This is a genomic window from Dehalobacter sp. DCA, from assembly GCF_000305775.1.
In the GTDB taxonomy this organism is placed as follows: domain Bacteria; phylum Bacillota; class Desulfitobacteriia; order Desulfitobacteriales; family Syntrophobotulaceae; genus Dehalobacter; species Dehalobacter alkaniphilus.
Genome location: NC_018866.1, coordinates 2,240,975 through 2,266,373, shown reverse-complemented (window position 1 = coordinate 2,266,373; position 25,399 = coordinate 2,240,975). Strand labels below are relative to the sequence as shown.

Genomic DNA, 25,399 nt, shown 5'->3' with positions numbered 1-25,399 from the left:
AGTTTGCAAATTGGACTTTTTCAGGAGAAACTAGTTAGTTAATTCTCAGATGATCGGAGAACATCAGGATGAGTCTTAGGTTTATCTATGGACGGTCCGGCAGCGGCAAGTCCAGCTATTGCTTGAACGAAATAAAGGAACGTATCAACACCGGAGCGGATCATCCGCTGGTGCTGCTTGTGCCGGAACAGTATACGCTGCAGGCGGAGAGAGACTTGATTAATGTGCTGAAGACCGGCGGTATTTTAAAGACGGAAGTATTAAGTTTCCGCCGCCTAGCATTCAGGGTATTTAATGAGGCGGGTGGAATCACGTATCCGCATATTCATCCAGCCGGCAAAAGCATGCTGATTTATCGAATTTTAACGCAGATCAAAGACGAACTGAAGTTCTATGCGAGATCAGCCGGCCGCAAGGGGTTTGTCAGCTCGCTTTCTGGGTTGATCACGGAACTGAAAAGATATAATGTCACGCCGGAAGATCTGCAGAACGTCATTGCCGGTATGGCGGATCAGCCGCTCAAGGACAAACTGACCGAACTGAATGCCGTCTATTTCGGGTTCGAGGAATTGATCCGGCAAAGATACCGGGACAGTGACGATGATCTTGCCCTGGCGGCAGTCAAGCTGGAATCCACGAACATTTTTGACGGCGCAGAAATCTGGGTTGATGGTTTTGCCGGATTTACACCGCAGGAATACAAAGTCATCACAAGGCTGCTGCTTAAGGTGAACAGGGTGAACATTTGTCTGTGTACGGACTGTCTTGATGAAGAAGGTCTGATGGAAACCGATGTATTCTCTGAAGTTAAAGGCGTGTACCGTAAGTTTAAGAAAATCTGCCAGGAGGCGGGTTTGAAGATTGAGCCGCCGGTTCATTTGGCGGAAGTTCCTCTGCCCAGGTTCCGCTACAGTAGAGAGTTGTCCCACCTCGAACGATATTATGATGCCTATCCGTACCGGGTATATCCAGAAGCAACCAGGGATATCTCCCTGCATGCTTCGGTGAATGTCTATACGGAGATTGAAGCTGCAGCGGCAGACATAGTCAGGCTCTGCCGGGATGGAGGGCTCAGATACAGAGATATCGCCGTAGTCACCGGAAATCTGGACGGCTACCGGAGTTTCCTGGAAACTGTTTTTGCTGAGTATGAAATTCCGTATTTTTTGGACAGTAAGACCGAGATCACGGATCATCCGCTGGTCAGAATGATTCTGGCGATGCTCGACATATTTAACGACCACTGGTCTTATGAAGCGGTATTTGCGTATCTGAAAACCGGATTGACCGGTCTGGACAGGGAGCGTATGGACCGCATTGAAAATTATGTACTGGCCTGCGGAGTCCGCGGAAGCCGCTGGACGAAAAATGAAGACTGGTCAATGCGTCCAGGCTTACTGCCGGAAGAAAATTACCGGTCTCAAGATGTGGAAAAGGCCGAAACGGAGCTGAAGGAGATCAATCAGACCAGACGCGAGATTGTAGCCCCGCTTCTTCAATTCCGCGCCAAAACCAAGAACAGAAAAAAGGCTTCGGAAATCTGCGAGGCCTTATATGATTTTCTTTGCGGGATAGGCGTCCCGGCCAGGCTGGAAACAGCCATGGAAGAATTCAGAAGGCAGGGAATGCTGAGTCTGGCTAATGAATACGGCCAGGTTTGGAATATCCTGATGAACGTACTGGATCAGACTGTGGAGATCATGGATGAGGAGCCTTTGAGTCTTGAAAACTTTGCGGATACCCTGAAAATTGGCTTTGCCGAATACCGGATCGGGTTGATACCGGCTTCCCTGGATCAGGTTTTGATCGGCAGCATCGAGCGGTTTCGAAGCCATGAGATCAAAGCACTTTTTATTTTAGGGGTCAATGACGGGGTGTTCCCTTCCTCTGCTCAGACGGAAGGCATCCTGGCTGATGCGGACCGTGCTGTGCTGAATACATTGGGTGTCGAACTGGCTAATGACACCCGAACGCAGGCTTTTCAGGCCCAGTATCTGATTTACCGATCTTTGACGACCGCATCTTCTTATCTTCACCTGAGCTGGCCGATCGCCGACCAGGAAGGCCGAAGCTTGCGGCCTTCGTTGGTGATTTACCGGCTGAGGAAGCTGTTCCCGGAAATTTCGGAAAACAGTACGCTGATTCCAGTGCTATCCAGGTTTGCTGCTGGTAAAGAAAATGCCGAGACAAAAAACACCTGGATCGAAAGTGATGAACTTGAGCTGCTGACAGGGAAATCCCCTTCTTTTAAACAAATGGTTGCAGCTTTCCGCTGTAAGGCAGAAGGGCTGGAAATCAACGGCTGGTGGCAGGATGTCTATCGCTGGTACAATGGACTGGAAGAATGGAAACCGCGCTGTGAGGCGCTTCAGACAGCATTTTCAGCCAGAAATATTGCCGAGCCGGTCAGCTCAGCAAAAATAACGGCATTGTATGGCGCATCGGCTCATACCAGTGCATCGAGGCTCGAAAAATATGCGTCCTGTCAGTTCGCATTTTATCTTCAATATGGACTTGAAGCCAAAGAAAGAAAGATTTATCAATTTAGCCCGCCGGATGTCGGGACGTTTATGCATGCCGTTCTTGAAAGATTTTCGCTGGAGGCGGCACAGCAGCAAATCTCTTGGCGAGAGATGGAAAGACCGTGGTGCCGGGAAAAAGTCTCGGCGATTGTAGACGAAATACTTCAGAATATGCAGGGTTCCGGACTCACAGCCTCCCAACGGTATACTTCACTTGCCTTGAGACTGAAAAGGGTTATCACGCGTGCGGTCTGGATGATTGCGGAGCACCTCAGGCGCAGCGGCTTTGAGCCGTTGGGTTATGAGCTTGGATTTGGCGAGCGGGAAAAGTTCCCGCCGATTGTGATTGAACTTGATTCAGGCCGGAAGGTATCTTTAAGCGGGAGGATTGACAGGGTCGATGCGCTGGAAGCTGAAGAAGGGACCTACCTCAGAATCGTGGATTATAAATCTGGGAGCAAGGATTTCAAACTGGCCGACGTTTATTATGGACTGCAGATCCAGTTGTTCACGTATCTCGATGCCCTCTGGCAGAACAGCGGGCTGGAGACGGAAAAACCAGTCCTGCCGGGAGGCATCCTGTATTTCCGGATCGATGATCCTATCGTCAGGGCCGACGGCAGGCTTACGGAGGAAGAGATCGAGCTGGACATTATGAAACAGCTTAAGATGAAGGGCCTGCTGCTCGCGGATGTCAAATTGATTAAGGAAATGGATCGGACCATCGACGGCACTTCGCTAATTATTCCGGCCAGGATCAATAAGGGAGACCTTCTGGGCAAATCATCGGCAGCTACCCTGGAACAATTTGAAATCCTCAGAGAATATGTCCGAAACCTTCTGAAAAACTTATGTGAGGAAATGATGAGCGGCAGTGTTTCGATCACGCCGTACAAGAAAAAGCGGATAACCTCGTGTACCTACTGCTGCTACGCAGCAGTCTGCCAATTTGATCCGGCCAGAAAGGAAAACAGCTTCCGGTTGCTGACCGACCGTGGGGATGAGGAAATCTGGAACGATATCATGAAGGCGGAACAAAATCATGACTGATCAGACGAAATGGACGAATGAACAATGGGAAGCAATTACGGCCAAGGACTGCAACCTGCTGGTTGCAGCGGCCGCCGGGGCCGGCAAGACGGCCGTGCTTGTGGAACGGATCATCCAAAGAATTACAGACAGCCATGATCCTGTGGACATTGACCGGCTGCTCGTGGTGACGTTTACCAATGCAGCTGCGGCAGAGATGAGGGAAAGGATTGCCGAAGCGCTCGCTGCAGTACAGGAAAGCAATCCGGGGTCTTCCAATATGCAAAAACAGCTGACGCTGTTGAGCAAAGCCAGTATTACAACCATTCACTCGTTTTGTCTTGAGGTCATCCGCAGTAACTTCCAGGCCATTAATATTGATCCGTCTTTCCGGATTGCCGATGAGACGGAAACGATGCTGATGAAAATGGAAGTACTCAATGACCTGTTCGATGAAATGTATGAAGAGAATGCCGAGAATCAGGATTTTTTTGAACTTTTAGAGTGTTATGGCGGCAACAGGGACGATCAGGCCTTACAGGACATGGTGCTGAATTTGCATACGTTTATACAAAGCAGTCCCTGGCCGGAAAAATGGCTTGCAGAGATGACAGGGCGTTTCGGCATACCCGAAGGTACGGATTTCAGTCAGACCTGCTGGGGAAAAGTCCTGCTTAAAAGTATCGGGCTCGAAATTGAGGGACTGATACAGAATATGCAGGCCGCAGTTGCGCTTCTGCAGCCTGGTGCCGGACTGGATAAATACCGTCCTGTCTTCGAGGAAGAATACTGCTTTTTACAGCATATCCGGGAGCTTTGTCTGGAAGAGCGTAATGCCAGATGGGATGACCTTGGCCAAACAGTCCGGAACTACCCGTTTCAAAGACTGCCGTCAGCCGGCAAAGATGCGGATAAAGCTGTTCAGGAGCAGGTCAAAGAAATCCGGGATCAGGTCAAAAAGAAGATTGGTAAACTGAAAGAACGGGCTCTGGCAGCTGATTCGGCAGAAATCAGAGCAGATTTGCAGACCCTTCGGCCGCTGATGCAGTGTCTGAGCAGACTGGTTGTTGAATTTGAACGCAGATATGCGTTGAAAAAGAATGGCAAGTCTCTGGTGGATTTTAATGACCTGGAGCATTTTTGCCTCGAAATTCTGACGGTGCAGGATGAAACGGGAGCGTATGTGCCGTCTGAAGCAGCCAAACGCTATCAGGAACGTTTCGCGGAAATTCTGGTCGATGAGTACCAGGACAGCAATCTGGTCCAGGAGATTTTGCTTCAGATGATTTCCCGCACAGGATCAGCCAGACCGAATGTCTTTATGGTCGGAGATGTCAAACAGAGTATTTACAGATTCAGACAGGCTAAACCGGAACTGTTTCTGGAGAAGTATCACAGTTACTCTCCGGAACAAGGCGCCAGCCATCGGAAAATTTGCCTGTATAAGAATTTCCGCAGCCGCCGGGAAGTGGTTGATGCTGTTAACTACATTTTCAGGCAGATCATGTCGGTGCAGGTCGGGGAACTGGACTACAATGACAACGAGGCTTTGAATCCGGGAGCCGTCTTTGCCGAAAATGACCAGGAACAGCTGACTGTTGGCGGATCCGTAGAATTTCATCTTATTCAAACAGGTGATCCGGAGCGGTTGGATCAGGAAAACGGATTTTCTGACAGTTCAGGTCAGGAAGAACAGGAATTGACGGAGTTTGCGGACGCCTCAAATGGACTCTCTGATGAAACGGAACAGATTGACCCGGGTATGCTGGATGCGATCCAGTGTGAAGCCCGTTTTGCGGTACGAAGGATAGAGGAGCTATTCCAGCCGGACGAACAGGGCAGACGGACGGCAGTTTATGATAAGGAAAGCAAAGCATACCGAGAGCTGCGTTGCAGCGACATTGTCATTCTTCTCCGGACCACCCGGAACTGGTCCGAGGTATTCACAGAGGAACTGACGGCGGCTGGCATCCCTGCCTTTGCTGATACCGGCACAGGATTTTTCAAGTCTTCCGAGGTACAGGTAATCCTGTCACTGCTCCAGATCATTGATAATCCGTTGCAGGATATTCCGTTATTGGCCGTTCTGAGATCGCCGCTGGCCGCTTTCTCATCTGATGAACTCGCCGGGCTGCGGCTTAACAGACGGCATGTGCCAATCTATGAGGCGATCAAACAGTTGGTGGAAGAGACGGCAGAAGAGGATACCCCTGAACCAGAGAGCAGAAAGCCTGATAACGAATTAGAGAGCAGTAAGCCGGAAATCAAATTTCAGAACCAACTCGTGGACGGAAAATCTGAGATAAAAAAGATGAAAAACGCAACACCTGAAAAAGAAACGCTGAAAAAGAAAGCAGCAATGTTCCTGAACAACCTTCACAGATGGCGGGACACCGCTCAATATCTGTCTGCCGACAGGCTGCTCTGGCAGCTTTATACCGAGACAGGCTATTATGGGATTGTCGGAGCGATGCCTGGGGGCGTGCAGCGTCAGGCCAATCTCCGGATTCTATTTGAACGGGCCAGACAATATGAGGAAACGAGCTTTAAAGGGCTGTTCAATTTTATTAATTTCATTGACAAGCTAAAAAGCAACCAGGGTGATTTTGGCAGTGCTAAAATCCTTGGTGAAAATGATAATGTCGTCCGGATTATGAGTATTCATAAAAGCAAAGGGCTGGAATTCCCGGTCGTTATTTTGGCCGGATGCGGCAAGAAATTTAACTTTCAGGATTTAAACAGGAGTATTTTATTTCACCAGGAGCTTGGACTCGGTCCTGACGTTGCGGATCCGAGGCTCAGGATAGCGTATCCGTCTGTTCCTAAATATGCAATTCGGGAACAAATCAGGATGGAGACCCTGTCGGAAGAAATGCGGATTCTCTATGTGGCCTTGACCAGAGCCAGGGAAAAGCTGATTATCTCCGGAGCAGTTTCCAATGCCCGGAAGGCGTTGAATAAATGGTCTAAAGCTGCTGCAGGTGATCAGGAAAAGCTGCCTGCATACGAAGTATTCAAAGGAGAAAAATATCTGGACTGGATCGGGCCGGCACTCATAAAGCACCGGGGCTGCAGCACTGCCACTCGGACCGGCTGGCTCGGGTATCCTACCGATGTAACAGAGGGAGCACCGGGAAACGGTCTGCTTGACGATCCGTCCGAATGGCAGATCCGCATGTGGACAAAAAATGAGCTTCTTGGCAGATCAGCCGTTCAGGAACAGGAAGAAGAAACATTCATCCGATGGCTGGCCGGTTTACATCAGGAGACCGAAGATCACGGTGATACCGAAGTTAATGATGATAAAAACGATAATAACGATAGTAGAGATAATCGTGATAATAACGACAGCGACAGTGATCGGCTCCACCGCAAAGATGTAAAGAAAGAGATTGCGCGAAGGCTTGGCTGGGAGTATACCTTCACTGCCAGTACCCGAATCCCGCCCAAAGTCTCTGTCACCGAACTGAAGAGACGGCTGGAAGCGGAGCTTTCGGAAGAGATGGGGCTGGGGCTTGCAAACGGATCGGCTTCCCTGCCGCAGCTGATCAAAAAGCCGTTATTTCTCGAAGAAAAGAAAGGGCTGAATGCGGCAGAAGCCGGAACAATTTTGCATTTTGTCATGCAGCACCTGGATATTCAACACGATGATATCCCAAGTCAGATTCAGGAAATGGTTAAAAAAGAACTGCTTACAGAGCAGCAGGCCGAAAGCGTCGATCCGGAAAAGATACGACTTTTCCTCGAATCTCCGCTCGGATGCAGAATGAAGGCTTCAGGCAGTGTGAACCGTGAAGTCCGCTTCAATATAGAAATACCATGCCGGGAAGTATTCTCCGACATGGCGGCAGGTGTCTGCGGGCAGGAGGTCGTCCTGTTACAGGGCATTATTGACTGTTATTTTGAGGAAGAGGATGGGATTGTCCTGGTTGACTATAAGACGGACCAGATTCCGGAAGGCGGATCCCGCATTATTCTAGAAAGGTACCGCCAGCAGATTCTCTATTACGCCAGGGCGCTGGAAATGCTGACAGGGAAAAAAGTCAAAGAAAAGTACTTTTATCTTTTTAGCTGCGGCGAGGTCTTGCAGTCCTGACAGTAACCGTAGATTTCCAGTTTGTGCTGGATCACATCAAAATTGGCCTGGTCTTTCAGGGCCTTTTCGAATTCTTTCATTGGGCAGTCCGCAATCGAGATCCGTTTGTTGCACTTCATACAAATCAGATAGTGTTTATGCTGGTCATGATTCAGTTCATATCTGGCTTTGCCGTCATCTGAGATATTTGTTTTGAGAAGCAGATTGCCCGACATCAGCTTTTCCAGCGTACGATAGACGGTAGAAAGGCAAATGGACGAACTTTTATCTTTTAGAGAAATAAAAATCTCCTCAGCCGTCAGAGGTTCTTCCGCATTTTGAAGCAGGTCAAATATCAAGTTCCTATGCTTGGTATTCTTGATCCCTGCTTTTTTCATGATTTCTTTTAATGGGTCTTGCTGGTTTTCAGGCAAAGAATTCAGTCCTTTTAGTCAAATTTTTGCGCACAACGGAACAGTGTCCCCCAAATTGATCATGAGGTTGTTTTTGTCAGTCGCTCCAGAAGATTTTTAATGATTTCAGCCTTATATATCTGACTCTGACTCTATTGTAATACTTTTACACAGCTTCACAAAGTATTAATGACTTTGCCAAAAAATATTTGGAATAATTTCTAAATCAAGGGGAATAAAATGCATACTTTTGTAGTATAATCAATTTATATATTAATGCAAATGCAAACCATTTGCAAAAAAGAAAATAGGGGAAATTAGTTGATGACTGCTAAGATCGCAAAGACGGCTGTGATTGATAAGACGGCAATGAATAGGGCAAATAGAACCAAAAGGAAAGAAATGTTTTTTAAATGGGCGAAACCTTTTTGCGCGGCTTTGCTGGCAATCATGGTAACCTTAAGCGGGTGCGGTGCGAAAGAGCGTGCAGCGGTGAATACGGATGACAGTCGGGGATCGCTGAAAATTGCGACTTCATTCTATCCGATTTATCTATTCACCTTAAACATCACGAAGGATATTCCAAACGTGACTGTCGTCAATATGACCAAACCTACAACCGGCTGTCTCCACGATTATGCCCTGACGACTGAAGATCTGAAAAGCCTGGAAGATGCTAAGGCTCTGGTGATCAACGGCGCGGGAATGGAATCATTCCTCGGTAAGGTTGTAGAGCAGATGCCGGATTTGAAGATCATCGACGCCAGTGAAGGGATTACCCTGATTCAGGATGAAACAAGGGAAAATCCGCATGTGTGGCTGAGTATATCTAAAGCGATCAGACAGGTTCAGAATATTGGCGATCAGCTGGCGGTTCTTGATCCCGAAAATGCTGAAAAATATCAGGAAAATACTGCAGCGTATATTGCGAAGCTCGAACAGGAAAAAGATAAAATGCACCAGGCCCTGGATGGGGTAAAGAACCGGGATATCGTGACTTTTCATGAGGCATTCCCGTACTTTGCCGAAGAATTCCATTTGAATGTGGCAGCAGTGATCGAGCGGGAGCCCGGATCAGAACCCAGCCCAATAGAACTGACGGAAACTATCGAAAAAATCAAAGCATTAAACGTCAAGGCTTTGTTCGCCGAGCCTCAGTATTCTGCGGATACGGCAGAGACAATTGCGAACGAAACAGGTGCCCGGGTCTATTACCTTGACCCGATCGTCACGGGCCCGCTGGAAGCGGATGCTTACATTGATCTGATGGATAAAAATCTGCAGACACTGCAGGAGGCCCTCCAATGAAAAATAAATGCTGCAATCATGAATTAAATGAAGAATGTGGATGCGGCTTATGCCGTACCCGGATCAACCACCTCGGGGTAACACTGAATAACAAAGAAATACTGCAGGATATTAATCTTGAAATATACTGTGGTGATTTAACTGCGGTGATTGGACCGAACGGAGCTGGTAAGACAACCTTGTTTAAAGCCATCCTTGGTGAAATTCCACACACGGGAACGATTGAATTTCTTGATCCTAAAGATAACAAAAAGGGCCGTCCGGTCATCGGCTATGTCCCGCAGAAACTTGATTTTGACAATAGTTCGCCGGTCACTGTGCTGGACTTGTTTACGGCGACTTACAAACGTTTTCCCGTCTGGCTCGGTTCTTCTCAAAAAACAAAAAAACGTGTTCAAAAGAATTTGACGCTTGTGCAGGCTGAACATCTCCTTAACAGAAAACTAGGTGCGCTATCCGGAGGGGAGTTGCAAAGAGTATTGCTCGCGCTGGCGCTTGACCCCGTCCCAAATCTCTTGTTTCTTGATGAACCGGTGTCTGGTATCGACCAGAAAGGATTGGAACTGTTCTATGATATTGTCTCCAGGCTGCGTCAGGACTATGACTTATCGATTATTCTTGTTTCGCACGATTTGAATCTCGTGGTCAAATATGCGGACCGCGTGATACTGCTGAATCATGCGACCATCGAATGCTGTGGAACCGCTGCTGAAGTCTTCGACAACGAGAAAGTGATTGAAACATTTGGTATGGGGTGGGCCAAAGGAAACGCTGAATCCAAAAGAAAAGAGGAAGAACAAGCCAATGATCGAACAATGGTATAGGATGCTTGATGCCCTGCTTCCTCTGGCCTGGCTGGAATATGATTTCATGAAGAACGCTCTGCTGGCTGTTCTTCTGGTGACGCCCATTTTGGGCATCCTCGGCACAATGATCGTGAATAACCGGATGGCCTTTTTCTCAGATGCGTTGGGACATTCGGCGTTGACAGGCGTTGCGGCGGGAGTTGTACTCGGGATACAAAGCCCTTTTTGGGCTCTGCTGGTTTTTTCGGTGTTGTTTGCGGTTGCGGTGATTAGTGTTAAAAATGCCAATACGGCATCGACGGATACGATCATCGGCGTATTTTCCTCAACGGCAGTTGCGCTGGGCATCGTGATCCTGTCACGTAACGGTGGTTTTAGCAAGTACTCCGGGTATTTGATCGGTGATCTGTTAAGCATAACCCCTTCAGAGCTGGGAATTCTAGCCCTGATTTTTGTGCTGGTGCTGGTGTTTTGGGCAGGCTGGTTCAACAAGCTGCTGCTGGTAAGTGTCAATCAATCCCTGGCCAAAAGCCGGGGAATTCATATCCGCCTTTATGAATTTGTATTTGCAATCGTGATCGCCGTTGTGGTAACGTTCGCGATTCGCTGGGTAGGCATTCTGATTATCAGTTCCCTGCTTGTCCTGCCTGCAGCTGCTTCCCGAAACCTGGCGTCCAACATGAGGCAGTATCATGTCTTTGCCGTGATCATCGCCTTGATTTCCGGTCTGGCAGGACTGATCCTGTCCTATTTTTGGGGAACGGCAACAGGCGCCACCATTGTTCTGGTGCTTGCCCTATTCTTTGCCGTGACATTTATCTGGAAAGTTTCAACAAGATAAGATCTACGATGACCATTCTAGTAGAACGCTTTGGAAATAAGTAAACATATCCAGCATTCAAATTGATTTAATTTTGGCATGCAGACGAACTTAAACAGGCTGATAATCAGTCTGGGGGCCACAGTTCCGCTGCGAGCGGAGCATGGATGCGAAGCGCGGCTTTTTGTGCCACGGAGGGCACAATAGCCGAAAAGCGGTATTGTGGCCCCTAGACTAGCCCTAATAAATACGTGAAAATAATTTGAGAACGTTGTACCAGTGAATTATAGTGTATAATAGGTATACTAATTTTAGAACTACCGATTGAAGCAATAGTGACGATTGAATGAGCTTACCGCGTTATTTAAGAAAGGACTGACCAATCATGTGCAGAGAAAAAACACCCTGGGAAAAATGTGTTGAATTTCATGGACATCAATGCATGGGACTTGCAATTGGCTTCAGACAGGCGTTTATCGGACTCAATGCGCTTGGTGTGACAAGGGCGGCTGATGAAGAACTGTTTGCGGTCGTCGAAAACGATGCCTGCGGCGTTGATGCGATCCAGGTACTTACCGGTTGTACGCTCGGAAAGGGTAATCTGATTTATAAGGATGCCGGCAAACAAGCGGTCACGCTGGCCAACCGCAAATCCGGCAAAGCGGTCAGGATTTTAAGAAAACTCGGCAACAAACCTGATGATGAACAATATACTGAATTGAAGGCAAAGATATCAGCCGATTCGGCCAGTGAAGAGGAAAAGGCAGTCTGGGGGACGCTGCAGAAGGACAGAATTGAAAAATTTTTGGCCGCACCTGCTGATGGATTATTTACGGTTACCGAAGTCACTATGCCCGGGATTGAACCGGCCAGAATTTTTCAGACAGTCGTATGTTCTCAATGCGGGGAGCCATTTGCGGAAGTCAAAGCGCATCTTGTCGAAGGAAAAATCATCTGTTCCGACTGCAATGAGACTTACACCAGGGGATGGCGTTAACCAGAATTGTTTAGATGATTGTCGAAACTAATTTGATTTTCGTTTGACAGCCAAAGAATTTATACGGTATAATGAACAAAACTCAAAAGTACCTTTTGGGAGAATGAAAATGCTTAACGGTAAGAGAATGCTAGAACAAATCAAAATCAATAGCTTTACGTTTAGAAGCTTTAGCCAGTGCTATTATTATTTTTATTTTAGCACCGGTTATTTTTGGTTGTTCTACAATCGAATACTTTCTCTCTTCACTAATGAGCGTCCGGGAAAATGCCTTGCGGCCTGACCCCGGTCGAGAGAAACCGAAGTTGAAATACGATACTGTTAAAGAAGGCTCATTAGAAATAATGAGCCTTCTGTTTTTATTCAAGCTTGAGTAGTATCATGTAAGTAAGTAGGACAGTTTAAGGAGGTAGGAAAAATGATTATTGTGATGAGGCCGAAGACGCCACCAGAGGAGATCGCGAAGATGAAACAGAAGATATTGGACCTAGGATGTGAGGTTCATGAGTCTTTAGGCGTGAACTACCATATTCTTGGATTGATCGGGAATACCAGCAGCATTGACCCGGACACGCTGCATGCAAATGATTATGTTGAAAAAGTCATTCATGTTCAGGAGCCATTTAAAAAGGTTAACCGTTTATTCCACCCGGAAGATACGGTCATCAGTGTCGGGGACAGAAAAATCGGCGGCGACACCTTTGCTGTGATTGCCGGTCCGTGTTCGGTAGAAAGTGAAACGCAAATCGTCGGCATTGCCGAAACGGTCAAAAAATCCGGGGCTGCTTTTTTAAGAGGCGGCGCTTTTAAGCCGCGTTCCTCACCGTACAGCTTTCAGGGTTTAAGAGAAGATGGTCTGGAACTTCTGAAAATAGCCAGAACCAAGACAGGACTGCCAATCGTCTCGGAATTAATGTCGACTGAATATCTGGAGAGATTCGTTGAAGACGTGGATATTATTCAGATCGGCGCCCGTAATATGCAGAACTTTGAACTCTTAAAAGAAGTCGGAAAAATTCAAAAACCGGTGATTCTAAAAAGAGGGTTATCCTCGACGATTGAGGAATTATTACTCGCTGCGGAATATATTCTGGCGCATGGCAACGAGAATGTTATTTTCTGTGAAAGAGGCATTCGGACTTTCGAAAATTACACCCGAAATACGCTTGACCTGACTGCTGTGCCGGTGATCAAGAAACTGAGTCACCTTCCGGTTATTGTTGATCCAAGCCACGCGGCAGGGCTGTGGTGGCTTGTCGAACCGATGGCTAAAGCAGCGATGGTCGTAGGTGCCGACGGTGTCATGATCGAAGTGCACAACGACCCGGCCAATGCCAAATGTGATGGGCAGCAGTCTATCAAACCTGAGAGATTCGAGGCTTTAATGGATTCGCTGAGACAGCTGGCGGTTATACAGAATAAGATTATTTAATCAATAAGATGATCCCTGGAGGTGGATTTCTTGGAAGAACCGGACTTTGGTAGTATGGAAATTACGGTAGTGGGTCTGGGACTTATTGGCGGATCATTCGCCATGGCTTTGAATAAACTAAAACCAAAGAAAATCTGGGCAATCGATGTTAACATCAGCGTACTGGAACAAGCAGAAAAAACGGGTGTGATCAGCAAAGGATTCACGGAGGCAAGCATTCCGCTGCAAAGCTCGGATATTGTTGTGATCTGCATCTATCCGGAGCTTGCCGTTCAGTTTGTAAAAGACAACCTGGCCTATTTTAAACACGGTGCCCTGATTACGGATACAGCAGGACTCAAAGAACAAGTCGTTCAGGAGATTAGTTCAGTCTTAAGGGAAGATTTGAGCTTCGTCGGGGGACATCCGCTGGCTGGCAAAGAATCCAGCGGATTTGCCTACGCTTCTGAAGAGATTTTTCGGGGGGCCAACTATCTGATTACCCCAATCGACGGCACGAAGAATGAAAGCTTGAGACTGGTGGAAAGGCTGATTCTTGGTCTCGGCTGCAGACAGCCGATCCGAATGGAACCGCATAAACATGACGAAATAATTGCGCTGACAAGTCAGCTTCCGCATGTCATTGCGGCCGCCCTGATGAACAGTTCCTGTGCTGAGGATACCGGCAGCTTTGTCGGAGGCAGCTTCCGCGATGCAACACGGGTCGCGAGAATGAATGCCGAGCTCTGGAGTGAACTTCTACTCGAGAATAAAGACAATATTTTAGAACAAATTGACGTGTTCATCGAAAACGTCCGGATGATCCGAACGGCGGTCGCAGAAAAGGACCGGGATTCGCTGAAACAAATGCTTGAGAACGCCAGCCGGGGCAGAGAAAAGTTTTAAGGAGAGATTTTCTTGACGTGCTTACGCTTGCAACCTTCAACCTTAACAGGGGAGATCAGGATACCTCCTTCCAAAAGCATCAGTCACCGGGCAGTGATATGTGCCGCACTGGCTGAGGGGACCAGCAGCATTGACAATCTTGTTTTTTCTGAAGATATTTCTGCAACCTTGGACGGGCTGGTGTCTCTGGGTACAACCGTCGGGGAAGTCTCGGCGAACCCTGGTGAACCAGGCGCGCTTTGGCTGGAAGGGAACCCGAAGCTTCAAATCGCGCAGGAAACAATCAACTGCCGGGAATCCGGATCTACGCTGAGATTTCTGATACCGCTGGCCACACTGACAGGAAGCCCGGTGACCTTTACCGGTGCCGGCAAGCTGGTGGAGCGTCCTCTGGACGCATATTATGAGCTGTTTCAACTGCACGGAATCGAATATCAGACCCGGGACGGATATTTGCCCTTGACGATCAAAGGGAGATTTTCACCGGGTGAGTATAAACTGAAAGGCAATGTCAGCTCTCAATTTATTACAGGACTTATGTTTTTGCTGCCGCTCTTGGACGGAGATTCGAGAATTGTCGTTACAACGGAACTAGAATCCCGCGGTTATGTTGACCTGACCATCGATGCGCTGGAAAAGTCGGGAATAACCGTACAAAACAACGCATACCAGGAATTTTTTATTCCAGGAAAGCAGCGGTATAAGGCAATTAATTGCCGCATTGAAGGAGACTACTCCCAGGCTGCGTTCTGGCTGGTGGCAGGTACACTGGGGTCCGGTCTGAAATGTCTGGATCTAAATGCTCGGTCCCTGCAGGGGGACAGGGCGATTCTCGATATGATGCTGGGGATGGGTGCCCGAATTTATTGGATGGATGACAGTCTAGAAGTGCTGGGTGGTCCGACTGAGGGAATGGTAATTGATGCCGGCCAGTGTCCGGATCTGGTACCTGTGCTTGCAGTCCTGGCTTCTTTAAGCAAAGGCACAACCAGAATCATTAATGCTGGAAGACTCCGGATCAAAGAATCGGACAGACTCAAAGCAACGGCATCAGAGCTGAACAAACTTGGGGCCAGGATTCAGGAACTGCAGGAAGGGCTCCTCATCGAAGGGGTAGAAACCCTGCATGGCGGAACCGTCGACAGCTGGAACGATCACCGGATCGCGATGGCTATGGCTGTGGCCTCCGTCAGGTGTACAGAACCTGTGTTTCTAACCGGAGCCGAAGCCGTCAAAAAATCATATCCGCATTTCTGGCAGGATTTTTGCAAATTGGGAGGTAGAGCTGATGAGTGGAACATGGGGTGAAACCCTTAAACTATCGCTGTTTGGGGAATCACACGGAAAATGCATCGGGATCGTACTCGATGGTCTGCCGGCGGGATTAAAGCTCGATCTGCCCTTCATCAGCCGGGAACTGGCCAGAAGGGCACCGGGGAAGAACGCGCTTTCAACCCCGCGGCAAGAAAAAGATGAATTTGAAATCCTAAGTGGTTTCTTTCATGGATCTACGACTGGAGCCCCGCTCTGCTGTGTGATCTGGAATAAGGATCAGCACTCCGGGGATTATTGCGAATTGAAAGACACGGTGCGGCCCGGCCATGCGGATTATACCGCGATGGTAAAACACAGGGGTTTCAACGATTACCGGGGTGGAGGCCATTTTTCCGGCAGACTAACTGCACCATTGGTGCTGGCTGGAGCCATTGCCAAACAAATCCTGGAAAAGAAGGCCATTGTGATAGGCAGCCATATTTTAAATATCGGTGGTATTGGAGAGGATCGTTTTGATGACCTTCGAATTGATTCAGGTCTACTCCGGGAACTGACAGAACAAGAATTCCCAGTTTTGTCCGAAGAAGCGGGTGCCCGGATGAAACAGAAAATTCTTCAGGCCAAAGCCGAGGAGGACTCTGTCGGCGGCGTGATTGAAACAGCGGTAGCAGGTTTGCCTGCCGGCTTGGGGTCGCCATTCTTTGATTCAGCTGAAAGCAAAATTGCCCATCTGCTGTTTGCTGTTCCGGCGGTGAAGGGAGTCGAATTCGGCGCTGGGTTTGCAATTGTGCAGATGAAAGGATCTGAAGCTAATGATCCGTTCGCTCTCACAGACGGTAAAGTGGTGACGCTTTCCAATCATAATGGCGGAATCCTTGGAGGGATCACGAATGGCATGCCTTTGATATTCCGGGCTGCCGTGAAACCGACGCCTTCGATCGGCAAAGTGCAGCAGACGGTGAATATGGCCATCAGGGAAGAGACGCAAATCACAGTTCAGGGAAGACACGACCCTTGCATCGTCCCCCGGGCGGTTCCTGTCGTAGAAAGCGCCGCTGCACTGGCCTTATTGGACTTGATGATAGAAAAGGATGGGGTAACGTGGATGAACTAAAAAATCGGAGACTGCAGGACCTCAGGTCTAAGATAGATGAAATTGATACCGAACTGCTTCGTCTTTTTGAAGCAAGAATGGAGACCGTCATTGAGGTAGCTGAATATAAGATCTTGAACAGCATTAATATCTTGGATGAATCCAGGGAGAATAAAGTCCTGCAAAAAATTGAGCAGGTCAAAAACAAGGATCTAGTTAAAACTGCAGAAGAATTCCTCAAAGCTGTCATGAGTATTAGTAAAGGTGTTCAGGCTGAACGCTTTTTTAGGCCAGAAACCGGTTCCTGGCAGGAAATTTCGGAAATTGAAGAGGAGTCGGAAACCGGAGAACTGGGGAAATGTGTTTCCGGAAATGTGGTCGGGTTCCAGGGAATTCCGGGTTCTTATAGTGAACAGGCGCTTAAGGAATATTTCGGGGAAGGCAAGAATGCCAAGAATTATGTGAACTTTGAAGATGTGTTTCAGGCGTTGGCTGCAGAAGAGATTGATTACGGGGTTCTTCCGCTGGAAAATTCGTTTACCGGCGGTATTGCCGACGTCTACGACCTGCTTTGTCAGTTTGGGTTTTATATCGTCGGTGAAAAATGTATCCAGATCGATCATAACCTGTTGGCGGTTAAAGGAGCAAAACTCGAAGATATCAGGGAAGTATGCTCCCATCCCCAGGGTTTTCAGCAGTCCAGTATTTTTTTAAGAAAACATCCCGAATGGAACCAGGTAACCTGCAGCAATACCGCAGTAAGTGCTAAGAAAGTCGCCGATGCAGGCTCGAAAGCTCTGGCATCGATTGCCAGCAGGCGAGCGGCGGAGCTCTATGGCCTTGACATTCTGGCCGAAAAGATCAACAATAATCCGGCGAACTTCACCCGGTTTATCATCATTGGCAGAAAACCTGAGCTCAGAAGCGCGGGCAACAAGATCAGTCTCGTTGTCGCCATTTCCCATGAACCCGGTTCATTGTACAGGGTTCTCAGTCATTTTGCCCGCAACGGGCTGAATATGATGAAGATCGAATCCCGTCCGATGACGGATAAAACCTGGGAATATCTCTTCTATATTGATTTCGAGGGTAATCTGAATAATGATATGGTCAAGAAAGCAGTTGATGGGATCGAGAAAGAAAGCGCTTACTTCCAGATGCTTGGGAACTATCCGTCAGATAGACAAAACAGGTAAAAATAATAAAAACCGAATATAGAGTTGTTTCAGGAATCCATTAATTCTTAATTACCCCAGATTAAGTCTGTGTGCCACAGTTCCAGCGTCAAGCGGAGCTGGATACGGAGCGCGGCCTTTTGACGGCCACGGATGGCCTAATGTCGCGATGCCAAGGATGGCAGGGAGCGACGTGTCAAGGATGACACAACGGCCGAAAGTGGAATTGTGGCACACAGACTAACCCGATAAGTCGATCACCGGAGTAAACTTGATATTTAGTTAATAAAACAGAGAAATAAGATCGGAGGCGAAACGATGATTGTTGGCCATGTGAACGAATTGGCAGGGGTTCCTATGCAGGGAGCAGGAATACAGGGTGCCACCAAAAAAGTACTGGTATCTCCCAAAGAAGGCTGGGAGGGCTGGACGATGCGGCTCTTTACGCTTGAACCGGGCGGCTTTACACCCAGACATACGCATGATTGGCCCCATATTAATTATATTGTTTCAGGCGAAGGAACATTGCATTTAGACGGTCAGAATTACGTACTGAAGGAAGGCGCGTATGCCTATGTTCCCGGAGGTGCGCTCCATCAATTTCAGAATGACTCCGGGAAAGAATTTTCATTCCTATGCATTGTACCCGAAGAAGGAGATAAGTAACCTTTATCTTTGCCTTGGATACTATCAATTGAGAATGTCAAGACCACTTCATTTTTCAATTTGTTTGAATAAAGATTTAGGGGCTGCCAGAATATAAAGTGGCAGCCTCTTTCAATACGTTCTTTTGGTATGTTTTTTTGTTCAAATAATTGTTACCTTACCCGGACGCCGGGTTCGATGCCCCCACGGTCCTCGAAGCCGAACAGTTTGGCAGGAATTGATTCCACCAAAGGTAAACCCTGCTGATATTAGAAAAAGCTGAGATGCCCCGCTTCTCTTAGGCGCTTCTACCTGTATAGTAACTCATAACGTTTTGAACAAAATTTCTTGTTTCGGCAGGCATTTTCACAAGATCCTCCGGCCCCTGGACGCCTCTGGCCCGAATTGTTCCTGATCCAGCATTATAGGCAGCCAGAGCCATCTCCGTAGATCCGTAACGGTCGATCAGCTGCCGTAAATAACGCGTTCCGCCGTCAACATTCTGTTCAATATTAAAGGGGTCGGTTACGCCCAGCCCTGAGGCGGTTGCCGGCATCAGCTGCATCAGGCCGATTGCGCCTGCTGAAGAGACCGCGTTCGGGTTAAAGGATGATTCCTGACGAATGACGGCTGATATCAAAGATTTTTCCACACCGTATTTTTCCGAAGCTCCCGTAATCGCAGCTTTTATCGAAGCATCAGTCGAAGACGCGTTGGAAGAGCTATTCGTGTTATTCATGTTGTTCATGTTATTCATATTGTAAGCACTGTAAGCACTGTTGTATGTCTGCCCGGATGAGGTCATGTTATTCGTTCCTAGGAAGTCCCCGGTTCCGGTCAGGCTTTCGGTTCCGTCTCCTGTGTTGAGCAATGAATTCTGCAGATTAACAAGGTTATAGAGATAGAGCATCTGCATCTGGCCAGACGTATTGGACTGATCCGTTTGATCCATCTGACTTGACAGATCCGACGTAACATTACTGTCTTCCTGCATGGTCTTCAACAGCATTTTATAAACCATCTGAAAAGCTTCGGAGTTTTCAGAAGTTCCTTCCAGCGCCTGGACCATATTTTGAAGCTGCAGCTGCAGCAGTTCGTTTTGAGCATCAATTTTCATATGATCCTCCCGGTTGTTTAAAAAAATGGAAACGTACTGTTTGTCTTAACTATTATTATGCGATGAACAGACGCTGAAAGCAAGCATGGGATTGTCTTTATTTACCTGGACAATTTACTGCGGACTTGTTTTATAATAGATGAGTACTTATACAATACAACTGCAGCAGGTGGGATAATAAAGGTGAAACCTCTTTTTGAAAGATCGACAACCCTATTTGAGAAAGTTTTCTTGACCTTGGTTATATTGAGTTTGATAGCATTCTTAGTTGGCTGCAATGTGGATCTGGACATCCTTGTCTATGCGGGATTCGGCGCGTATGTCATCCTTGGCTTCTTTGCTTTTATGCAGCCGAAAAAAATGATGGAAGTACTGAAAAAAGAAAATGAAGATTTTTTAGTCAGAAATCAAAAAAGAATCCCGCTGATTAAAACAGGATTCAGATTTGGTGGATTCACACTGGCCATCCTTGGGATAGCCCTCGGTTACATTTTTACTGTCTATTATTAGTTTCGCACATGGACCGTCGTGATTTCCTTACTGGTTTCGTACGGAATTAAGATTTGAACCCGGTTTCAAACGCTCTGATCAGGGCGTAAGCTGTATCAGCGCGGGTCATAGGCTGAAGCGGATAAAATTTGCTATTTTCCGCTTTCAGAATGCCGAGACCCGTGGCGAGTGAAGCGTATCCGAGCTCTTCAACCGGGACATCATCGAAGGAAGTCTGGAACATTGGGTTCAGCGCGGCGATTTTCTGAAGTCCGAGGAAGCGGACGATGATTTCGCTGCACAGTTCTTTGGTAACGATTTGGGACGGGGCCAGGTTATCCTGAATCCATCCTTCTTCTTTAGCTTTTTTCACGACATCGGTATCGGAAAGATTGTTCTCCGAGCCGTTTTTTATTGTGTAAAGAGCCCGCAGGAAGGCACTGGCAGTGATATTTTCGGTCGGCCGGAACTGGCTTCCGTATTCACCGAATAATCCAGCCATTCCCAGCACGGTGATTTCTTTTTCCGCAGTGTTTCCGGCAATATCCGTGAAGATATGAGCCTGAGGCTGCTCTTTTAAGGAATTTCCCTGGGAATCCAAAAATGATCCGGTTCTGGCATCCATCAGGTCGGAGGTTTGACTGCTTTCTGAGGAAGGCTGATAGACAAGCCGGACTTCCTTGGCTTCTCCTTGATCGTACAACAGAACATAGGTCAATTGCATAGGTCTAGCCTGGAAGAGTATTTCCTGGACTTTGGCTGGAGACATTGCTTCCGACAATTGCGGGAAATCGAGATTCCACCAATTCAGATAATAAGAAGTGATTTTCTTCGTCTGCAAATCAACAGTAATGCTGACGTTATTGGAAGGGAACAGAATGCCGTTGACGATCCGTTCATAGTTGAACGTGATGCTGGTGAGTTCTGCTGATTTGACGGAATCGGCTGTGTTGTCCGCATTGAGTTTAACCTGCTGAGATTTGGCCGGCTGGATTTTTCTGATAAAATCCTGCGCAATGGTCTGGGCCTGTTGGCTTGTAATCGCATTATGGCTTCCGTCGGCGTTTGCGGAAGAGGAGTAAACAGAGAAAGAGATTAATTCGCCACTGGCTGCATTGACCCTGGCATTAATCGTTTGGGCTCCGGACCCGCTTGGGGTTCCCCATTCAAAGGACCATACCTTTCCGCCGCGTAGACTGTAATCCTGGTAAAGATTGATGCTTTTCAACGTAACATTCGAAGGGATTTCCACCCACTGCTTGACGGCCTCAATCGCTTTTTCCCTGGGTAGAAGCTTCGCATTTTCGGCGATTTCCTTTTGTTCCTGCGGCGTTAAAGGAACGGATTTGGCTGCGCTTTCAGCCGAGCCAAGTCCACCCAGCGCCCGGTCATTCGTAAACAGCCATTGACCGGAGTTCAGGACCAAGGGTTTTCCGGTGAATGCATCGATTGTTCCACCGTTTTTCAGGGTATAAACCAGCTGGACTTTCTCACTATTTTGTGCTGTGGTCAATGGCTTATAAGCCGGTGCCAGAAAGTATTGCAGTTCCAGAAGTTTAGCGGTATTAAAGTATTCAGTTGCTTTCCCGGCATTGATGATATTATTCACTTCAGGGATCTTAAGATCATTCCAGATGATGTTATAAGCAGTGACCTTGCCGCTCGAAGCACTCACCTGTACACTGACCAGGTTGCCCTGGAACGGGATGCCGTTTTCAAACCGCTGCCAATTGTAGCTGTAAACGGTCTCTCCATAGAGATTGATCGGAACAATTGCCTTATTCTCGAGGAATTTCAATTTGGCATATTTCGGCCCGGTTAATTTTTGGACAGTAGTTTCCGCAATTTGCCTGGCCTGTTCCGAGGTTATCCGCGGAAGTGTATAGGCCTGATCGCCCTGGACGGACTGCCAGGAATATATGGACAGAATTTCTCCGCTGACAGCGTCGACCTGTGCTGAAAAATTACCGCCGGAGCTGCCGGAAGTGTTCCAGTCCAGCGACCAAACCTGACGGGACTGATAATTGCTGAAGCTTGAAGTGAACTCGGTCAGCTCTTTGGAAATTTCAAAATTTTGTTTGACAATCTGCAGGGCTTGTTCCAGGGAGATTTTTGTTTCCGCCGAACCTGTTTGAGGCGTTACGGTATCAGCGCCCAAAAGCGGTACCGGCAGCTGGAAGATCAAAACAAAAACCAGAGGAAGTATAAACCAGCGATGACGTTTCATTTTTCCAACCATCCTTTCACAACATTTTGATCTGTATGCGTTTTCTTGCTAAAATAGACTGTAATAAGGCAGCGATTATGACGCAGCCGAAAGAAAATATTTCCTGTTTTCTGCGAGCTGATTAATAAAAAATTTTAGAGATCACCAATGCCAAGAAAATGGAACCCAGAAAGGAATCGGATTCAAAGGCGGTTGAAATGCTGGAGGCTTAAAAAGAAAAGTAAATAACAGATAGCTGATGATTAGCTGTCAAATATGAAAAATTGAGAATAGGAGAAAGAAATGGAACCATATTTGATCTCGACAAAAGAAATCCAGGTAAGTTATGCCGATACCGATATGATGGGCGTAATCTACCACGCCAATTATCTGAAATGGTTTGAACTCGGAAGATGCCAGCTGGTCGAAGATGCCGGATATCATTATCTGGATATGGAAGAAGCCGGGTATTATGCTCCGGTCTATCAAGTCGAAGTAACCTATAAAAAAGCGGTACACTACGGTGAGCGTGTGTTCGTGAAAACCTGGGTCGAAGAAAATCAGGGTTTATGGACGGTATACGGCTACAAGGTTGTTAACGACAGCGGTGAAGTCTGCGCCGAAGGACACACGAAACATATTCTGGTCCGGAAAGACAATTTTAAGCCTGTCCAATTCAAAAAAGTATTTCCTGAATGGTTTCGCCGCTACGAAGAAATCAAGAAGAAGTAATAATTATCATTTTTTGATGCCAGGTCCTTTTTGAATTGACTTTCTTGTCTTTATTTGGTGTTATTATCGGAGTTGTTGTAACGCAGGTTACCGATTTTTAATAATTATTGCTCTAGAGTAAAGATAAGCCAAATAACAGAAAATCAAGAAAAAAGGTGATAAAAATGATTAGAAAGATAATCGAAATCGATCAGGAAAAATGCAATGGCTGCGGATTGTGTGTAAGCGCCTGTCACGAAGGCGCGCTGCAGCTTGTTCATGGTAAAGCCGTTCTGGTCAGTGATGAATATTGTGACGGACTCGGCGACTGCCTGCCGGAATGTCCGACAGGTGCAATTCAGATTATCGAAAGAGAAGCCACAGGCTATAACGAAGAGTTGGTCAAAGCCAAGCTTGCCCAGAAAAAAGAAAAACCCGGTTGCTCTTGCCCGGGTACCATAGCCGCAATGATCAAAAAAACGCCTGCAGGGGAAAAACAGGATTCCGGAGATATCGGGGCTGAACGCCCGTCAGAACTCAGGCAATGGCCGGTTCAACTGAATCTGATTAACCCCCAGGCTTCTTACCTGAAAAATGCCGATCTGCTGGTTGCGGCGGACTGTACCGCCTATGCCTATGCTTCTTTCCATGAGAAGTTCATGAAGGACAGAATCACGCTGATCGGCTGTCCCAAACTTGATGACAATGATTATTACACGGAAAAGATCGCGGAGATCATCAGAATCAATCATCCGCAGAGTATCAAGGTGGTCCGAATGGATGTACCATGTTGTTCCGGGATTGTACGGGCTGTAAAAACAGCCATGGTCCAGGTTGGCATTTCGGTGCCGTACAGTGAAGTTATCATCGATTATCGGGGAACTCTATCCTGTTAAGTCGAGCTAACGGCAACGAATAAGAAGGTAACGCTTATTCGTTTCTGACAAGTGATTGAAGTGCTAGGGCGTAGATCTCAGTGCACTTGATAAGATGTTCAATCTCCATATATTCATCAGGCTGGTGCTCAACTTTAGGCATCCCGGGAAAAGTCGGACCAAAGGCAACTGCGCGTTTGAAAGCTTTGGAAAAAGTGGTTCCGCCCATTCCCAGAGGTTTTGCTTCAGTGTCTCCAGTAAAATCCTGATAGACCTGTATGAGTCTACGAATATTGGGATCATCTTCCGGGAAACTCAAAGATTCCAGTGAATCGATGATTGTGAGGTTTCCCTGGAAACCGCTAAAGGCTCTCTCGATTTTAGGTTTGATTATGTCAAGCCGCTCCTTAGCCGGGAAACGAATATCCACCTTCAGGGTAATGTTATTCTCGTCAATCAGGATATACCCGGGGTTAACAGTAAGTTTACCTGTCAGTTGATCTTCAAGACTGAGGCCCAGGGATTCACCATAATATTCCATTGCCATGCTTTGGGCATAGGCTTGGATGAACTCCTTTTGCCCGCCTTCAAGCTCCAGCAGACTTAAAAACATAATGAGCTGGGAAATGGCATTTCGTCCTTCATTGCAGATAAAGGCATGGGCGGATTTTCCCTTGGATATAAGTTTGCAAACAGAAGCATTTTTTTCAAGAGAGATATCATATCCTGTTTGTTCTTGGAATAGCTTGAGTTCCTCTTTGGTCTGTGTTTTTTGGTCATCATTCAATCTAAGTGTAGCTTCGCAGTAATCAGGAACAATATTGAGGGACTGTCCTCCCCCTTGCATGGTTTCAATCGTAATCCCACTATTGCCGGAGGATTCCTGACTTAATTTTTTCTTGATTTCCAGCCAGACCAGGCCCTTCTCGGCAATAACAACCGGGAATTTCGAATCGGGAACAAAAGAAAAATCAGGTTCTTTAATTTTTTTTAATAATTTAGGTGTTGTATTCCAGATGCCCTCTTCATCAATTCCAATAATAATCTGAACCTTACATTCAGAGCTAATTCCTGATCCGGAATCCTTTAAGGCTTTTAAAGCATAGAGGGCTGAGAGCGCCGGCCCTTTGTCATCGATTGCGCCCCGGCCATAAATTTTTCCTTCTTGAATCAGACCTCCGAAAGGGGGGAATTTCCAGCCACTTCCCTCAGGGACAGTATCAAGATGAACAATCATCCCGTAGGTTTTTTCCCCTTCTCCATATTCGATTACTCCGCCCAGGTTTTCTACGTTATGTGTCGAAAATCCCATGCTATGAGCCAGGGCAAGGTAATACTCCAAGGCCTTTTGGGTACCATCGTGATCGCTAGAGACACTTTTAATCCGAATGCAGTCTTGCACAGAATGAATCAAATCTTCTTTAAAAGAATCTATGGCATCTTTTAACCCTTTCATAAAACCTCCGTATGCTGCATTATTGCCCGTAGATATTGCTAGTATTGTTATTGGAACTTTAAAATATGAT

The 25,399-nt window shown here is 47.1% G+C and carries 19 protein-coding genes; 15 read left to right on the top strand and 4 right to left on the bottom strand.

What is annotated here, in order from left to right; genetic code table 11:
* The first annotated feature begins 68 nt into the window (after positions 1-68).
* Both addB and DHBDCA_RS10920 read left to right on the top strand, forming a co-directional pair.
* Positions 69-3,572 carry a helicase-exonuclease AddAB subunit AddB gene (gene addB / locus DHBDCA_RS10925; protein ID WP_015044268.1) on the top strand — a complete coding sequence of 1,168 codons (3,504 nt, stop codon included), beginning with the start codon at positions 69-71 and terminating at the stop codon, positions 3,570-3,572.
* Entirely contained in the window at positions 3,565-7,647 is a 4,083-nt protein-coding gene (locus DHBDCA_RS10920; protein WP_015044267.1) for a UvrD-helicase domain-containing protein, read from the top strand. Before addB ends, DHBDCA_RS10920 begins: the two co-directional genes overlap by 8 nt.
* Here the strand turns inward: DHBDCA_RS10920 and DHBDCA_RS10915 are convergent.
* The gene (locus DHBDCA_RS10915) at positions 7,611-8,060 is read right to left on the bottom strand and encodes a Fur family transcriptional regulator (RefSeq protein WP_015044266.1); all 450 of its coding nucleotides are present in this window, start codon (positions 8,058-8,060) and stop codon (positions 7,611-7,613) included. The genes DHBDCA_RS10920 and DHBDCA_RS10915 overlap by 37 nt on opposite strands.
* A gap of 303 nt (positions 8,061-8,363) precedes the next feature.
* On the opposite strand from DHBDCA_RS10915, the gene DHBDCA_RS10910 reads away from it, so the two are divergent.
* The 10 genes from DHBDCA_RS10910 (at position 8,364) to DHBDCA_RS10865 (ending at position 18,496) form a co-directional block, all read left to right on the top strand.
* Positions 8,364-9,347, top strand: a complete 984-nt coding sequence (locus DHBDCA_RS10910) for a metal ABC transporter substrate-binding protein (protein ID WP_015044265.1) — start codon at positions 8,364-8,366, stop codon at positions 9,345-9,347.
* Positions 9,344-10,171 carry a metal ABC transporter ATP-binding protein gene (locus DHBDCA_RS10905; protein WP_015044264.1) on the top strand — a complete coding sequence of 276 codons (828 nt, stop codon included), beginning with the start codon at positions 9,344-9,346 and terminating at the stop codon, positions 10,169-10,171. The genes DHBDCA_RS10910 and DHBDCA_RS10905 overlap by 4 nt, the downstream gene beginning before the upstream one ends.
* Positions 10,152-10,994: a metal ABC transporter permease gene (locus DHBDCA_RS10900; RefSeq protein WP_015044263.1), complete on the top strand. Its 843-nt coding sequence runs from the start codon at positions 10,152-10,154 to the stop codon at positions 10,992-10,994. Before DHBDCA_RS10905 ends, DHBDCA_RS10900 begins: the two co-directional genes overlap by 20 nt.
* Positions 10,995-11,358: 364 nt before the next feature.
* Positions 11,359-11,970, top strand: coding sequence for an FmdE family protein (locus tag DHBDCA_RS10895; protein WP_015044262.1), 612 nt, complete (start codon positions 11,359-11,361; stop codon positions 11,968-11,970).
* A gap of 418 nt (positions 11,971-12,388) precedes the next feature.
* Positions 12,389-13,402 carry a 3-deoxy-7-phosphoheptulonate synthase gene (aroF, locus tag DHBDCA_RS10890; RefSeq protein ID WP_015044260.1) on the top strand — a complete coding sequence of 338 codons (1,014 nt, stop codon included), beginning with the start codon at positions 12,389-12,391 and terminating at the stop codon, positions 13,400-13,402.
* Positions 13,403-13,423: 21 nt separating this feature from the next.
* Positions 13,424-14,287 (top strand): prephenate dehydrogenase, encoded by an 864-nt coding sequence (locus tag DHBDCA_RS10885; protein WP_242824897.1) that lies wholly within the window; start codon positions 13,424-13,426, stop codon positions 14,285-14,287.
* 12 nt (positions 14,288-14,299) lie between these two features.
* The gene (gene aroA / locus DHBDCA_RS10880; protein ID WP_015044258.1) at positions 14,300-15,595 is read left to right on the top strand and encodes a 3-phosphoshikimate 1-carboxyvinyltransferase; all 1,296 of its coding nucleotides are present in this window, start codon (positions 14,300-14,302) and stop codon (positions 15,593-15,595) included.
* Positions 15,576-16,676 (top strand): chorismate synthase, encoded by a 1,101-nt coding sequence (aroC, locus tag DHBDCA_RS10875; protein ID WP_015044257.1) that lies wholly within the window; start codon positions 15,576-15,578, stop codon positions 16,674-16,676. The genes aroA and aroC overlap by 20 nt, the downstream gene beginning before the upstream one ends.
* Entirely contained in the window at positions 16,664-17,851 is a 1,188-nt protein-coding gene (gene pheA, locus DHBDCA_RS10870) for a prephenate dehydratase (RefSeq protein WP_015044256.1), read from the top strand. The genes aroC and pheA overlap by 13 nt, the downstream gene beginning before the upstream one ends.
* A 297-nt stretch (positions 17,852-18,148) precedes the next feature.
* Positions 18,149-18,496: a cupin domain-containing protein gene (locus DHBDCA_RS10865; protein ID WP_015044255.1), complete on the top strand. Its 348-nt coding sequence runs from the start codon at positions 18,149-18,151 to the stop codon at positions 18,494-18,496.
* A gap of 277 nt (positions 18,497-18,773) precedes the next feature.
* Here the strand turns inward: DHBDCA_RS10865 and DHBDCA_RS10860 are convergent, their stop codons facing one another.
* Positions 18,774-19,592, bottom strand: coding sequence for a lytic transglycosylase domain-containing protein (locus DHBDCA_RS10860; protein ID WP_015044254.1), 819 nt, complete (start codon positions 19,590-19,592; stop codon positions 18,774-18,776).
* A 183-nt stretch (positions 19,593-19,775) separates the two neighbouring features.
* Between DHBDCA_RS10860 and DHBDCA_RS10855 the strand changes: the two genes are divergently transcribed.
* Positions 19,776-20,102: a hypothetical protein gene (locus tag DHBDCA_RS10855; RefSeq protein ID WP_015045362.1), complete on the top strand. Its 327-nt coding sequence runs from the start codon at positions 19,776-19,778 to the stop codon at positions 20,100-20,102.
* Between the two features lie 46 nt (positions 20,103-20,148).
* Here DHBDCA_RS10855 and DHBDCA_RS10850 read toward each other — a convergent pair whose 3' ends face one another.
* Complete coding sequence (locus DHBDCA_RS10850) at positions 20,149-22,308, bottom strand: PepSY domain-containing protein (protein WP_015044252.1); 2,160 nt, start codon at positions 22,306-22,308, stop codon at positions 20,149-20,151.
* A gap of 282 nt (positions 22,309-22,590) precedes the next feature.
* On the opposite strand from DHBDCA_RS10850, the gene DHBDCA_RS10845 reads away from it, so the two are divergent.
* Together DHBDCA_RS10845 and DHBDCA_RS10840 are read left to right on the top strand one after the other, a co-directional pair.
* A complete protein-coding gene (locus tag DHBDCA_RS10845) occupies positions 22,591-23,019 on the top strand; it encodes an acyl-CoA thioesterase (RefSeq protein WP_015044251.1) in 429 nt (142 codons plus the stop codon).
* A 164-nt stretch (positions 23,020-23,183) separates the two neighbouring features.
* On the top strand, positions 23,184-23,894 hold the full coding sequence (locus tag DHBDCA_RS10840) for an ATP-binding protein (protein WP_015044250.1): 711 nt from the start codon (positions 23,184-23,186) through the stop codon (positions 23,892-23,894).
* Between the two features lie 34 nt (positions 23,895-23,928).
* Here the strand turns inward: DHBDCA_RS10840 and DHBDCA_RS10835 are convergent, their stop codons facing one another.
* Positions 23,929-25,329, bottom strand: coding sequence for a Sapep family Mn(2+)-dependent dipeptidase (locus tag DHBDCA_RS10835; protein ID WP_015044249.1), 1,401 nt, complete (start codon positions 25,327-25,329; stop codon positions 23,929-23,931).
* Between the last annotated feature and the right edge of the window lie 70 nt (positions 25,330-25,399).